Origin of the sequence: Pseudomonas sp. FeS53a (assembly GCF_000931385.1) — a bacterium.
Lineage (GTDB): Bacteria > Pseudomonadota > Gammaproteobacteria > Pseudomonadales > Pseudomonadaceae > Metapseudomonas > Metapseudomonas otitidis.
On record NZ_JYFT01000075.1, the window covers coordinates 111324 to 125504 of the forward strand.

Genomic DNA, 14181 nt, shown 5'->3' on the forward strand with positions numbered 1-14181 from the left:
CCTTCCGCGCCGCACGGCCATTAGCCTGGCTAACATGAATCATTCTCAACTGCGGAGCACCATCATGCTCAAGACCGTGACCTTCACCCTCATGCACTTCGGCATCGCCTTCACGGTGGCCTACCTGCTCACCGGCAGCGTGACGGTCGGCGGCCTGGTGGCCCTGGTGGAACCCTTGGTGAACTCGGTGGGTTTCCACCTGCACGAGAAGCTCTGGAAGCGCCTGGAAGCCCGCGGCATCGATGGTGCGAACGGCTTTGCGGGCTGGGGTCATCGCCACGCCTGAGGGCATCGGTAACGACTGGACACAGGCAGCGGCGGGTCGGAAGGAAAGGCACATTCCTACGCAGGGTGCTAATCCGCTAAGATTCGGCGCTTTGCCGCCAGCCGCGACACATCCAATGAGCCCAACCAGCCGATTCCCCCTGTTCCCCTACCTGTTCGCATCTCTGATCGCCCTGTTGTCGCTCGCCGGCCTCTGGTACGGCCAGGGCAAGCCGGTGATCCTGCCGGACGCCGCCACGCCGACCCACAAGCTGCAATGCGCGTCCTACAGCCCGTTCGACAAGGACCAATCGCCGTTCGACCAGCCGTTCGTCCTGCGCCCCGAACGCATGGATGCCGACCTGGCGCTGCTGGCGACGCGCTTCCACTGCGTGCGCACCTATTCGATGACCGGCCTCGAAGCCATGCCGGAGCTGGCTCGCAAGCATGGGCTGAAGCTGATGCTCGGCGCCTGGGTCAACGGCAACCCGGTGGACACCGGCAAGGAAATCACCGCGCTGGTGAAAGCCGCCAACGCCAACCCGGACGTGGTCGAGGCAGTGATCGTCGGTAACGAGACCCTGCTGCGCAAGGAGGTGACCGGCGCCCAGTTGGCCAAGCTCATCACCGAGGTGAAAGCCCAGGTGAAGCAACCGGTGACCTACGCCGATGTGTGGGAGTTCTGGCTGCGCCATCCGGAGGTGGCTCCGGCGGTGGACTTCCTCACCATCCACCTGCTGCCCTACTGGGAAGACGACCCGGCGGGGATCGACGAGGCCCTCGCCCACGTCGGCGAGATCCGCGAGGACTTCGGCAAGCGCTTCGCGCCCAAGGACATCCTGATCGGCGAGACCGGCTGGCCCAGCGAGGGACGCCAGCGCGAAACCGCCCTGCCCAGCCGCGTGAACGAGGCCAAGTTCATCCGTGGCTTCGTCCACATGGCCGAGGAAAACGGCTGGCGCTACAACCTGATCGAAGCCTTCGACCAGCCCTGGAAGCGCGTCAGCGAAGGCGCGGTGGGCGGCTACTGGGGCCTGTTCAGCGCCGACCGTACCGAGAAAGGCGTGCTGGCCGGGCCGGTCTCCAACCTCCCCCACTGGCCGAACTGGCTGGGCGCCAGCGCCCTGTTGTTCCTGGTCGCCCTCGCTCTGGGTGGCCGCCCCGCCTCGGTGCGCGCGGCCTGGCTGATGCCGCTGCTGGCCGCCCTGGGCGCCGGCAGCATCGGCATGTGGGCCGAGCTGACCCGCGTGACCGCACGCTATGCCGGCGAGTGGGCCTGGGCCGCCACCATCGTGGCGCTGAACCTGGTGGTGCTGGCCCACGGTGTGCTGAGTCTGTCCGCCCGAGGTGCAGCGCGTGAACGCCTGTTCGCCTGGCTGGAAGCCCGTGGCGGCTGGTGGCTGCTCGGTGCCGGCTTCGTCGGCGCGGTGCTGATGCTGGGCCTGGTGTTCGATGCGCGCTACCGCAGCTTCCCCAGCGCAGCACTGCTGCTGCCGGCGCTGTTCTATCTCGCCCGCCCGGTCAGCGCCTCGCGCCGCGAGACGCTGCTGCTGGCCCTGATGATCGGCCTGGGGATCATTCCCCAGCTCGTCGAGGAAACCCTGGGCAACATCCAGGCCATCGGCTGGGCTGCCACCGCCCTGCTGATGACCCTGGCGATGGTTCGCAGCCTGAAGCTGACACGCTGAGACCGGCTGGATCGCTCGAAGAGCCCGCCTCATGGCGGGCTTTTTGTTGGGAGTCGAACGGGGGCTGCAGCGCCGTCCATGAGCGAAGCAGGGACGTACGTGCAGACATCAGGAGACAGGTCAGGAAGGTTGCCGCCAGGAATCATGCAGGCATGAAAAAGCCCGCCAGGAAGCGGGCTTCTTCACGACTGGAGCAGCGGGATCAGACCAGCTTTTCCAGCTCGGGTACGGCTTCGAACAGGTCAGCCACCAGGCCGTAGTCAGCCACCTGGAAGATCGGGGCTTCTTCGTCCTTGTTGATGGCGACGATGACCTTGGAGTCCTTCATGCCGGCCAGGTGCTGGATGGCACCGGAGATGCCCACGGCGATGTACAACTGCGGGGCGACGATCTTGCCGGTCTGGCCGACCTGCATGTCGTTCGGCACGAAGCCGGCGTCGACGGCGGCGCGGGAAGCACCGACGGCAGCGCCCAGCTTGTCGGCCAGGGAGTACAGGTGCTTGAAGTTGTCACCGTTGCCCATGCCACGGCCGCCGGAGACGACGATCTTGGCTGCGGTCAGTTCGGGACGGTCGGACTTGGCCAGCTCTTCACCCACGAAGGCGGACTTGCCAGCGTCGTTGGCAGCGCCCACGGCTTCGATGGCGGCGGAGCCACCTTCGGCAGCAGCAGCGTCGAAGCCGGTGGTACGAACGGTGATCACCTTGATGGCAGCAGTGGACTGCACGGTGGCAATGGCGTTACCGGCGTAGATCGGACGCTTGAAGGTGTCGGCACTTTCAACGGCGATGATCTCGGAGATCTGGTCGACGTCCAGCAGCGCAGCAGCGCGCGGCAGGAAGTTCTTGCCGTTGGTGGTGGCAGCAGCCAGAACGTGGCTGTAGCCCTTGCCCAGCTCGGCGATCAGGGGCGCGACGTTTTCCGGCAGCTGATGGGCGAAAGCCGCGTTGTCAGCAACCAGTACCTTGGAAACGCCAGCAACCTTGGCAGCCGCTTCGGCAGCACCGCCAACGCCGGAACCGGCAACCAGGACGTGAATGTCGCCGCCGATCTTCTGGGCAGCGGTCACTACGTTCAGGGTAGCGGCGGCCAGGGCGGAGTTAGTGTGTTCAGCGATAACCAGGATAGCCATTTAGATTACCTTCGCCTCGTTCTTCAGTTTCTCGACCAGTTCAGCCACGGACTTGACCTTGATGCCGGCGCTGCGGGCAGCAGGCGCTTCGACTTTCAGGGTCTTGACGGTGGAGGCGGTGGAAACGCCCAGGGCGTCGGGGGTAACCACGTCCAGCGGCTTCTTCTTGGCCTTCATGATGTTCGGCAGCGAAGCGTAGCGCGGCTCGTTCAGACGCAGGTCGGTGGTGACGATGGCCGGGAGGTTCAGGGCCACGGTCTGCAGGCCGCCGTCGATCTCACGGGTGACGTTGACCTTGTCGCCAGCGACATCGACCTTGGAGGCGAAGGTGCCCTGGGCGAAGCCAGTGAGGGCGCCCAGCATCTGGCCGGTCTGGTTGTTGTCGCTGTCGATGGACTGCTTGCCGAGGATCACGAGCTGGGGTTGCTCCTTGTCCACGACGGCTTTCAGCAGCTTGGCGACGGCCAGGGAATTCAGCTCATCGGCCGACTCGACCAGGATGGCGCGGTCAGCACCGAGGGCCAGGGCAGTACGCAGCTGCTCTTGAGCGGTGTTCGGGCCAATGGTGACGACGACGATTTCGGTCGCGACGCCTTTTTCCTTCAGACGCACGGCCTCTTCGACAGCGATCTCGCAGAAGGGGTTCATCGACATCTTGACGTTGGCGAGGTCGACGCCGGAGTTGTCCGCCTTGACGCGGACCTTGACGTTGTAGTCGACCACTCGTTTGACAGCTACAAGAACCTTCATGGATTCCTCGTTACTCTCCGGTGAAATAAGAATGTCGCCAAGGCGAACCTGGCGGGTGATGCTCATCGGCCGGAACCGACGGTCAGCCCATACGGCGAGTGCAAAACCGACCGTATCTTGACCGTAACACCCAAACCGGTCAATACGGGAAAATACCCAGTCATAAGCCGCAGAGCCTTATCCTATCAGGCTTTGACAAAATTCAAACAAACGTTTGTATTGGACCCGCCAAAGGGTGTGGATATAATGCGCCAGCTCTGGTCAGGGATCGAGCCTAGCCCTCCCACATAAAACATCGAAGAGAGCCTTGAGGAGATAGACAGTGGAACGCGAATACATGGAATTCGACGTCGTCATCGTCGGCGCCGGCCCGTCTGGCCTGTCCGCAGCATGCCGACTGAAGCAGAAGGCCGCCGAAGCTGGTCAGGAGATCAGCGTATGCGTGGTCGAGAAAGGTTCCGAAGTCGGCGCCCACATCCTCTCGGGTGCAGTCTTCGAACCCCGCGCGCTCAACGAACTGTTCCCTGACTGGAAGGAGCTGGGCGCTCCGCTGAACACTCCGGTCAAGCGCGACGACATCTATATGCTCAAGGATGCCGAGGGCGCGATCAAGATCCCCGACCTCTTCGTGCCCAAGACCATGCACAACGAGGGCAACTACATCATCTCCCTGGGCAACCTGTGCCGCTGGCTGGCCCAGCAGGCCGAAGGCCTGGGCGTCGAGATCTACCCGGGCTTCGCCGCCCAGGAAGCGCTGATCGACGAGAATGGCGTGGTGCGCGGCATCGTCACCGGCGACCTCGGTGTCGACCGGGAAGGCCATCCGAAGGAAGGCTACTACACCCCCGGCATGGAACTGCGTGCCAAGTACACCCTGTTCGCCGAAGGCTGCCGTGGCCACATCGGCAAGCAGCTGATCAAGAAATACAACCTCGACTCCGAGGCCGACGCCCAGCACTACGGCATCGGCATCAAGGAGATCTGGGACATCGACCCGTCCAAGCACGAGCAGGGCCTGGTGGTGCACACCGCCGGCTGGCCGATGGACATCATGGGCACCGAGAACACCGGCGGGTCCTTCCTCTATCACCTGGAGAACAACCAGGTGGTCGTGGGTCTGATCATCGACCTGTCCTACGCCAACCCCTACCTTTCGCCGTTCGACGAGTTCCAGCGCTACAAGCACCACCCGGTGATCAAGCAGTACCTGGAAGGCGGCAAGCGCGTCGCCTACGGTGCCCGCGCCATCTGCAAGGGCGGTCTGAACTCCCTGCCGAAGATGGTCTTCCCGGGCGGCGCGCTGATCGGCTGCGACCTGGGCACCCTGAACTTCGCCAAGATCAAGGGCAGCCACACCGCCATGAAGTCCGGCATGCTCGCTGCGGAGGCCATCGCCGCCGCCCTGGCCGCTGGCAAAGAAGGTGGCGACGAACTGACCGGCTACGTCGATGCCTTCAAGTCCAGCTGGCTGTACGACGAGCTGTTCTGCAGCCGCAACTTCGGTGCCGCCATCCACAAGTACGGCGCCCTGGTCGGCGGTGCGTTCAACTACATCGACCAGAACTGGTTCGGCGGCAAGATCCCCTTCACCCTGCGTGACAACAAGCCGGACTACGCCTGCCTGAAGCCCGCCGCCCAGTCCCAGCGCATCGACTATCCGAAGCCGGACGGCAAGATCAGCTTCGACAAGCTGTCCTCGGTATTCCTCTCCAACACCAACCATGAAGAGGAACAACCCTGCCACCTGAAGCTCACCGACCCGAGCATTCCGCTCGAGAAGAACCTGCCGCTGTACGACGAACCCGCCCAACGCTACTGCCCGGCCGGCGTATACGAGGTGGTGACCCAGGAAGACGGCAACAAGCGCTTCCAGATCAACGCCCAGAACTGCGTCCACTGCAAGACCTGCGACATCAAGGACCCGGCGCAGAACATCACCTGGGTTGCCCCGGAAGGCACCGGCGGCCCGAACTACCCCAACATGTAATCGCAACAAACAGAAAAGGCCCCAAGGGGCCTTTTTTGTTGCTTGTGGGAAGCCGATCAAGGCTCCTCGCCGATCGGGAAGAACTTCCCGCCCGACCACACCCCCAGCCAGCGACGACCATCGATCTCGCGCACCACCGCCAGCTCGACCAGTTGGTAGAAGACGTTGCGGTGGATCAGCGCCTCCAGGTTGGCCCGCACATGCACATAGGGCGAAGGCTCCTGGGTGACCGGATCGATCACCACGCGAATGGGATGCTCGGCGCCGGCCTCCACCTCGTCCTCGACATGCGTGACGAAGCGCAGCACCTGACGCTCGCCCTCCCCGCTCACCTCGACACTTACCGCAACAAAGGGCGCGTCCTCGACGGTGATGCCGACCTTTTCCACCGGTGTCACCAGGAAGTAGTCATCGCCGTCACGGCGGATGATGGACGAGAACAGCCGCACCATCGGCTTCCGCCCGATGGGCGAACCAAGGTAGTACCAGGTCCCGTCCCGGGCGATGCGCATGTCGATGTCGCCACAGAAATCGGGGTTCCACAGGTGGACAGGTGGCAGCCCCTTTCCCTTGGGCAGCTGTGCCAGCAGATCACCTGCCTTGCCTGTATCGCTCATGGCATCCTCCTCAGCGGCTCAGCCCCAACAGGCTGCGCGCGTACTCTCTCAGGGGCGGACCGATCAGGTCCTCGGGCTTCTGGTCATAGAAGGTGAACAGCCCGCCGCGGTTGGTGATCCGCGCGGTGTCCACCAGGTAGCGGGTGTTGGTCTCGATCAGCATCAGCTGGATCACGCCGTTGTCGACGCCGAGCCGATCCACCGCTTCCTGGTCCTCCCACTCTTCCAGCGTGCCGATCCGGTCATCCGCATCGGCGAAGCGCGTATACAGCAGGTAGTTCGCCCCAACCGCCCGCGCCTCGCTCATCGCCTGCTCCAGGCTCACTGGCTGGCGTGCGCGACGGACCATGGGGAAATACTCGACGAAGCCCCGGAACGCCTCCTCCGCCACCACGTTCGGCCGGGTATGGGTGCCGTTCTCCGGCATGAAGGCGCTCTGGGCGATATAGATGAGGGAGTCCGCCTGCAGGCGCCACGTATTGGCACGGCGCGTCTCGCTGTGGTCCAGCAGGCCCGCATCGCTCATGTGGTCCCGCGCGCCCAGGGCCAGGTCGCTCACCTTCATGCAGCCACCCAACGCCACGATCACCAGCAACACCATCAGCCTATGCATAACGTTCCTCCGTCCAGCGACGTAAATCCGGCACTGGCGGTATGAAATGCAGGTTCCGCGCCATCACAACCCGCGCTGCCATTCCTGGCGAAGATTGGCGCGCCCAGGCGCAGCGATGGCCTGGCGCACCTGCTCCAGCAGGCGCGGCTTGTCCGCTCCCAGCTGCCCCTTGAGGACCAGGTAGTTGGACGCATGGTCACTGCGAAAGACCGTGTCGTGCAGCTCCAGCCCCTCCAGCATCCGCTCGACTTCGCGGAACAGGCCGATCTGGTCCAGGGGACGGAAATCCTCGAAACGCGACCGCAGGCGGTCATCCCCCATTGGAAAGCTGACCACCAGCGTGGAGAGAAATTCGGGCTGGGTCTCGTTCATCAACTGCGCGGAATGATCAGCATGCTGGTCACTGAGCCCCGTTCCGCCCAGCCCGTTGAGGATCATCACCGAACGGGCGATGCCAGCCTCGCCGAGCTTCAGCAATGCATCGCGGGTCGAGGCCGCGGTTTCACCCTTGTTGACCCGGTCCAGCACCTCGTCGTCCCCCGACTCGGCACCGACATACACCATCCCCAAGCCCGCATCGGCCAGCTCCTTTAGCTCCTCGACCGATTTGCGACGCAAGTTCCTCGGCAGGCAATAGCTGGAGACACGCGTCACCTCCGGCAGGTGCTCGGCAATGGCGCGGAGGATCGTCAGCAGGCGGTGAGTCGGCAGCACCAGCGCATCGCCATCAGCCAGGAAAACCCGCTGGACGATCAGTTGTTCGCCGCAACGACGGATTTCCTCCAGCACTTGCGCTTCGTCACGTGCCCGGAATTTCTTCTGGGGCTGCGTGTACATCTCGCAAAAGGTGCACTGGTTCCACGAACAGCCGTTGGTCACCGGCAGGATCAGGGAGTTCGCCTCACTCGGCGGCCGGAACACGGGTTCGATATAGGAAACGGGAAAGCTCATGGGCTGTTTCTCGCCGAGGCGGCCATCAGCCGCCGATGATCTTCATGACCGTCACACCACCGGAGAAGGCGACATCCTGCTTGTCCGCCAATGCGCTGACGAGCAGCCGCTGCAGTGCAGGGAGTGCCTGGTGACGGGGTTTGTGCAGCAAGTCCCCCACATAGTGACGATTGCTGGAGGACAGGCAGCCATGCAGCCAGCCCGTGGACGACAGGCGCAGGCGCGAACAGGTCCGGCAGAAGGGCACGCTCTCATTGGCGATCACCCCGAAGTGGCCGCGTCCCGGAATCTCATAGCGCAACGCGGTCGCGTCCACCGGCGCATCGGCCTGAACATAGGCGTACCGTTCGCCAACGGCGGCCAGCAGTTCATCCAGGCCGACGAACTGACGCTGGAAACCAGCCGCGTCGCGTGCCAGGTGCCCCATGCGCATCAGCTCGATGAAGCGCAGCTCGAAACCGCGCGCCAGGCAGTACTCCAGCAGGGGCAGCACCTGGTCGAGGTTCTGGCCCCGCAGCGGTACCATGTTGACCTTGATCCTGATCCCGGCAGCGGCCGCTTCATCCATTCCACGAAGCACGGACGCCAGGTCTCCTCCCCTGGCGATCCGGCGGAAGGCATCCGCATCGAGGGTATCCAGGGAAACATTGAGGCGACGGATGCCGCTGGCAAGCAGCGCGGGAAACTTGCGGGAAAGCAGCTGGCCATTGGTGGTCAGGCTGATGTCATCGAGACCGAGCTGGCCGATGCCATCCAGAAAGGCTTCGAGCTTGGGGCTGACCAAGGGCTCTCCGCCGGTGATGCGCAACCGTTCGATGCCTGCGGCTTCGATCAGGTAGGCCACACCGCGCACCAGCGCATCGGCAGGCAACTCGTCATGGGCGGCGACCAGGCGCTTGCCGTCAGGCACGCAGTAGGTGCAGGCATAGTTGCAAGCGGCAGTGAGGCTGATGCGCAGGTTACGAAACCGCCTGCCTTGTCGATCGACGATCACGGGACGCTCCGAGGAGGGGGTGGCGCAGTATATCGCCGGGCCCCGAGCCCGTCCCATGGCTCGGCGCCCAGCAGGCGTCCATCATTCAGCCGGATGGCGACTCATTGTCACGCTTGCGCTTGTTGCCCATGCGCACGCCGATGTCCATCAGGAACTGGAAGAAGCCTTCCTGGTCTTCCAGGACGTTGCTCCAGAAAGGCGAGTGGTAGAGCGCAACGGCGCCATGCACCAGCGCCCAGGCCGCGCAGTAGTGGAAGTAAGGCGGTACGTCTTCCAGCTTGCCTTCGGCGATACGCCCCTTGATCAACTGGGTCAGGCGCTCGAAGTTGGACGCGCGGATCTTGTGCAGTTGCTCCACCATCTCGGGCACCTGGCTGTTCTTCACCACCTTTTCTTCCAGGCGATCGAACAGGCGGTAGCGCTGCGGATCCCGCATCCGGAACTCGAAATAGGCACGGGACAGGGCTTCCTTGTCGCGATCCACGTCCGCCGAGTGGAGCAGTTCGTTCAGGTCGCGCTCATAGTCCAGCATCAGGCGCAGGTAGATCTCGGCCTTGGACTTGAAGTGCTTGTAGATCGTGCCTTTGCCGATACCCACTGCGTCGGCAATCATCTCGACGGTGACGCTGTCCTCGCCCTGCTCCAGGAACAGTTTGAGCGCGGTATCGAGGATTTCCTGCTCGCGGCGGCGAAACTCACGGACTTTACGGGGTTCTTTCTGCATAAAGGGACTATAGGGTCAAAAATCAAGCCGGGTATTATGCCTAAATGCCGGCAAAATGCACGGAACATCCGACTATGAGCGTATTGCCAGCACCCAGCCGGGCATATTAGGCAGCAGCCGACACGCCCCCGGATGGCTGGAAAGCGCGACCCAGAAGGGTTTCGCCCCCTCCAAACAGTACGCTTGGAAGTCATCCAGACATCAATCCGACCGGATTCGATCAGCAATCTATAAGACGACGCCAGACGATTCGACGCCCATCGCAAGCCCGATCAAAGGGAAAAAGTCATGTTGCGCCCATTCTTTGGGGCTACGGCATGCAAGACGGTAGGCAGGAACAGGGGGGACTCAGCGGGGGCGGGAGTATTCCAAATCTGTTTAAAAAACGACCGATCTGCTCTGGACGCTCGGGGATATTGGCCAATACTTCCCTTTACCGGTGCGCGGCATCTCCCCCCAAGTGCCCCGCCGGCCAAAGTACCGAGGATCGCGTACTTTGTTTTACTCCTAATGGTCTTGACCCGGATTCATCCCCCAGAACCCGGGTTTTTTTTGCCTGTGCGTCAGGCAGCCGATTGGGCCAGCGGGAACAGACGGTAGAAGTTGGCCGTGGTCTGCTCGGCCAGCGCGTCATAGGACACACCTCGCAGCTCCGCCAGGAACTCCGCCACCTCGCGCACATACTGCGGCAGGTTCGCCTTGCCCCGGTGGGGCACCGGTGCCAGGTAGGGGGAATCCGTCTCTACCAGCAACCGATCGGCAGGCACCTGGCGAGCGACCTCGCGCAGCGCCTCGGCATTGCGGAAGGTGACGATCCCTGAAAGGGAGATATAGAAGCCGATGTCGAGCGCAGCCCGGGCCATGTCCCAGTCTTCGGTGAAGCAATGCAACACGCCTGCCTGGGGCAAGGCAGCTTCTCGCAGCAGGGCAAGGGTGTCCGCCCGCGCCTCGCGGGTGTGGACGATGACCGGCTTGCCGGTGATCCGTGCAGCCTCGAGGTGCAGTTGGAAAGCCTGCTGCTGGAGCTCCGCTGCCTCCGGCTCGTAGTGATAGTCGAGCCCGGTCTCGCCAATGGCCACCACACGCGGGTGATCCAGTTCCTGCAGCAACCAGTCCAGGGCTGGAGGCTGACCAGGCGCGAGATCCAGCGGGTGTACGCCGACCGAGCAGTGCACATCACCGTAGCGGTCGGCCAGGGCCTTCACTGCGGCAGCGTTGTCGGCGCTCACGCCAATGCAGAGGAATTGCCCAACGCCCCGGGCGCGCGCCGCATCGAGCGCTGCATCGAGGGAGCCGCCATGGGCAGCCAGGTCAAGGCGATCAAGATGACAATGAGAGTCGACCAACATGGTGCGGGGTGCCACTGGAGGGATACAGGGAAGCGCCGCCTGGGCGGCGCCGGAGATTACATGGTGTGGGTGGGACGATCGGACTTCAGCGCGCCGGCCAGGTAGGTCTCGATCTTGTTGCGGGCGGTGGTGTCGCCATCGTTGAACTGCACGCCGATGCCGGCAGCCCGATTGCCCTGGGCGCCCTTCGGGGTGATCCACACCACCTTGCCCGCCACCGGGATCTTCTCCTGCTCATCCATCAGGTTCAGCAGCATGAACACCTCGTCACCGAGCTTGTAGCTCTTGTTGGTGGGGATGAACAGGCCACCGTTCTTGATGAACGGCATGTAGGCGGCGTAGAGCACGGACTTGTCCTTGATCGTCAGGGACAGGATCCCGTTACGCGGGCCTAGATTGGGTGGGAGACTCATTCGGCGTTCCTGCTGGCTGGCTCAGTGGGCGATTCTAGCCCGGTCCGGGCAAGCTTGCCCACTGCACCAGCAAGGCTTCGAGAAGCAAGACACGGTTGAGATTGGCCTTGCCCAGCACCTTCTGCCGCTGCTGCAGGAGCCACTCCTGCATCGCCAGCACCTTGGCCTGGGAGGATTTGTCCGCCAGGTACTGGACGACCTTGCGCATGTCCGCCAGCCCCAGCCCTGCTTCGTCCTGCGTCAACTGGTAGCGCAGCATCAACTGGGCCCAATCGCAGAACCAGTCGAACAGCAGCACCAGCGGTACCGCGTTCCAGCCTTCGGCCAACTGGCTGACGCCGACTTGCTGCTTGATCAGTTTCTTCACCCCCTCCACCACCTGGGCACGCTGCTCCAGCACGCCTTGTCCGTGCAGACGCAACGCGGTCAGGGGCGAACCGCCGGCCAGGGCCAACAGGTCCGAGCGGGTCGCGGCATCACTGTCGGGCAGGGCCCGGGCGAGCCAGGCCAGACTCTCCGCCTCGCCGGGCAACGGGCACGCCTGCTGCACACAGCGACTCTTGATGGTAGGCAGCAGGCGGCTCGGCTGGTGGCTGATGAGCAGCAGCACAGTGTCGCCGGAAGGCTCCTCCAGACTCTTGAGCAGGGCGTTGGCCGCGTTCAGGTTCATGGACTCCGCCGGCTCCAGCAGTACGACCTTGCGCCCCCCCAACTGAGCGGTCTGCACGACGAAATCCACCAAGTCTCGCACCTGATCGACACGGATTGCCTTGTCGACCTCCTCGGGCTCCAGCACGTAGTTGTCAGGGTGAGTGCCCGCCGCCAGCAGGAAACAGGACTTGCACTGGCCACAGGCATCGTTTCCCGCAGGTTGCTGGCACAGCAGCCGTGCCATCAGGCGTTCGGCGAGCGCACGCTTGCCGATGCCGGCCGGCCCATGCAGCAGGTAGGCATGGGCATGACGCGGGCGACCGGCCAGGTGCTGCCAGAGCGAGTCCTGCCAGGGGTAGGCTTCAGCCATGGCAGCGCTCCAGCAACTCCGGCAGAAGGGCATCCAGGTAACGCTGGACATCGGCCAGGGGCTTCGCCGCATCGATCACCCGATAACGCTCGGGCGCCTGGGCGGCACGCTCAAGATAGGCCTGGCGAACGGCGTCGAAGAAGCTGCGGTCCTCCTGTTCGAAACGGTCCAGCCGGCCACGGGCTGCGGCGCGCTGGAGGCCCACTTCCACCGGCAGGTCGAACACCAGGGTCAGGTCCGGACGCAGGCTGCCCTGGACGAAGCGCTCCAGTTCGGCAATACGCGCCATCGACACACCCCGGCCACCGCCCTGGTAGGCGTAGGTGGCGTCGGTGAAGCGATCACACAGCACCACCTGCCCGGCCTCAAGCGCGGGACGGATGACGCGGTCCAGGTGCTGGGCGCGGGCGGCGAACATCAGCAGCAGCTCGGTATCCACCGCCATCGACTCGTCACTGGGCGCCAGCAGCAGCTCGCGGATGCGTTCGGCCAACGGTGTGCCACCGGGCTCGCGGGTTAGCAGGACTTCAACGCCACGCTCGCGCAGGCGAGAGGCGATGAAGTCGCGGTTGGTGCTCTTGCCGGCCCCTTCGGGGCCTTCGAGCGTAATGAACAGGCCGTTCACGGGGTGTCCTTCTTGCTGACGGGAGCGGGACTCGAGCGGTAGTCCGCACGGCGGTTGAGCTGGAACTCACGGACCGCCTTGTTGTGCGCTTCGAGGGTCTCCGAAAAAACGTGGCTACCGTCGCCACGGGCGACGAAGTAGAGGCTTTTGCCTTCCACCGGGTTGAGGGCCGCGTGGATGGCCTCGCGCCCCACCATGGCGATGGGCGTCGGCGGCATTCCGGCGATGACGTAGGTGTTGTAGGGCGTCGCCTCGCGCAGGTGGGCGCGGGTGATCTTGCCGGTGTAGCGCTCACCCAGGCCGTAGATCACCGTGGGGTCGGTCTGCAGCAGCATGCCCTGCTGGAGGCGACGGATGAACACGCCGGCGATCTGCCCACGCTCCTCCGGGACGCCGGTCTCCTTTTCCACCATCGAGGCCATGATCAATGCGTCATAGGCATCCTTGTAGGGCAAACCCTGGGCACGGGATTGCCACTCCTCGTCCAGGACCTGCTCCAGGCGCTGGTGAGCCTGGCGAAGCAGGTCCGTATCACGCATGCCGCGTACATAACGGTAGGTATCGGGGAAGAATCGCCCCTCGGGATGCTGGCCTTCCAGACCGAGGCGCTTCATCACTTCATCATCGCTGGCACCGGCCAGGGTCTGTTCCAGCTTGACCTGCTTGGCCAACGCGGCACGCAGTTGGCGGAAATTCCAGCCTTCGACCAGGGTGAGGCTGTACTGGACGACATCGGCCCGCTGCCAGAGCCCGAGCAACCCTTCGGCAGTCATGCCCGGGGTCATGCGGTACTCACCGCTGTGCAGCGCCTGGCCGGAAAGGTTGAAACGCCAGTACTGGCGCAGCCAGAAGGCGCTGTGGATCACGCCCTGCTCCTCCAGTCGATTGAGCATGCCACCCGGGGTTGCACCCGCCGGCACATCGAGCAGGCGCTCCTCGCTGAGGTCGAGGGGCTGGGTAAGGGCCAGGTGCTGTTGCCAACCCGCGAACGCCAGCAAGAGACCAACGAGGAACAGGCCACCCTGCAGCAGCATGAGCAATTTGCGAATCACG

At 63.8% G+C, this 14181-nt stretch carries 15 protein-coding genes; 3 read left to right on the plus strand and 12 right to left on the minus strand.

The genetic code is table 11. The annotated features are described in order from the left end of the window. Window positions 1–64 precede the first annotated feature (64 nt). The gene (locus tag SZ55_RS23215; protein ID WP_044412359.1) at window positions 65–286 is read left to right on the plus strand and encodes a DUF2061 domain-containing protein; all 222 of its coding nucleotides are present in this window, start codon (window positions 65–67) and stop codon (window positions 284–286) included. Between the two features lie 115 nt (window positions 287–401). Continuing rightward, window positions 402–1952 (plus strand): glycoside hydrolase family 17 protein, encoded by a 1551-nt coding sequence (locus tag SZ55_RS23220; protein WP_044412362.1) that lies wholly within the window; start codon window positions 402–404, stop codon window positions 1950–1952. A gap of 202 nt (window positions 1953–2154) precedes the next feature. On the opposite strand, the gene SZ55_RS23225 is transcribed toward SZ55_RS23220, so the two are convergent. Continuing rightward, entirely contained in the window at window positions 2155–3084 is a 930-nt protein-coding gene (locus SZ55_RS23225) for an electron transfer flavoprotein subunit alpha/FixB family protein (protein WP_044412364.1), read from the minus strand. Then, window positions 3085–3834, minus strand: coding sequence for an electron transfer flavoprotein subunit beta/FixA family protein (locus SZ55_RS23230; protein ID WP_044412366.1), 750 nt, complete (start codon window positions 3832–3834; stop codon window positions 3085–3087). It lies immediately after the preceding gene. A gap of 322 nt (window positions 3835–4156) precedes the next feature. On the opposite strand from SZ55_RS23230, the gene SZ55_RS23235 reads away from it, so the two are divergent. Beyond that, window positions 4157–5821 carry an electron transfer flavoprotein-ubiquinone oxidoreductase gene (locus tag SZ55_RS23235; protein WP_044412369.1) on the plus strand — a complete coding sequence of 555 codons (1665 nt, stop codon included), beginning with the start codon at window positions 4157–4159 and terminating at the stop codon, window positions 5819–5821. A 56-nt stretch (window positions 5822–5877) separates the two neighbouring features. Here the strand turns inward: SZ55_RS23235 and SZ55_RS23240 are convergent, their stop codons facing one another. The 10 genes from SZ55_RS23240 to mltG form a co-directional block, all read right to left on the minus strand. Beyond that, window positions 5878–6438, minus strand: coding sequence for a DUF1285 domain-containing protein (locus tag SZ55_RS23240; RefSeq protein ID WP_044412372.1), 561 nt, complete (start codon window positions 6436–6438; stop codon window positions 5878–5880). 10 nt (window positions 6439–6448) lie between these two features. Next, entirely contained in the window at window positions 6449–7051 is a 603-nt protein-coding gene (locus SZ55_RS23245) for a DUF4823 domain-containing protein (RefSeq protein WP_044412375.1), read from the minus strand. A 63-nt stretch (window positions 7052–7114) separates the two neighbouring features. Further along, a complete protein-coding gene (locus tag SZ55_RS23250; RefSeq protein ID WP_044412378.1) occupies window positions 7115–8002 on the minus strand; it encodes a radical SAM protein in 888 nt (295 codons plus the stop codon). A gap of 25 nt (window positions 8003–8027) precedes the next feature. Then, entirely contained in the window at window positions 8028–8996 is a 969-nt protein-coding gene (locus SZ55_RS23255) for a GTP 3',8-cyclase MoaA (protein ID WP_044412381.1), read from the minus strand. Window positions 8997–9081: 85 nt separating this feature from the next. Further along, entirely contained in the window at window positions 9082–9720 is a 639-nt protein-coding gene (locus tag SZ55_RS23260) for a TetR/AcrR family transcriptional regulator (RefSeq protein WP_044412384.1), read from the minus strand. Window positions 9721–10283: 563 nt separating this feature from the next. Next, on the minus strand, window positions 10284–11069 hold the full coding sequence (locus tag SZ55_RS23265; protein WP_044412387.1) for a TatD family hydrolase: 786 nt from the start codon (window positions 11067–11069) through the stop codon (window positions 10284–10286). A 56-nt stretch (window positions 11070–11125) separates the two neighbouring features. Next, window positions 11126–11482, minus strand: coding sequence for a PilZ domain-containing protein (locus SZ55_RS23270; protein WP_044412389.1), 357 nt, complete (start codon window positions 11480–11482; stop codon window positions 11126–11128). Window positions 11483–11516: 34 nt separating this feature from the next. After that, window positions 11517–12503: a DNA polymerase III subunit delta' gene (locus tag SZ55_RS23275; protein ID WP_044412390.1), complete on the minus strand. Its 987-nt coding sequence runs from the start codon at window positions 12501–12503 to the stop codon at window positions 11517–11519. Beyond that, complete coding sequence (gene tmk / locus SZ55_RS23280) at window positions 12496–13128, minus strand: dTMP kinase (RefSeq protein WP_044412393.1); 633 nt, start codon at window positions 13126–13128, stop codon at window positions 12496–12498. The genes SZ55_RS23275 and tmk overlap by 8 nt, the downstream gene beginning before the upstream one ends. Then, the gene (gene mltG / locus SZ55_RS23285) at window positions 13125–14180 is read right to left on the minus strand and encodes an endolytic transglycosylase MltG (protein WP_044412396.1); all 1056 of its coding nucleotides are present in this window, start codon (window positions 14178–14180) and stop codon (window positions 13125–13127) included. The genes tmk and mltG overlap by 4 nt, the downstream gene beginning before the upstream one ends. Window position 14181 lies beyond the last annotated feature (1 nt).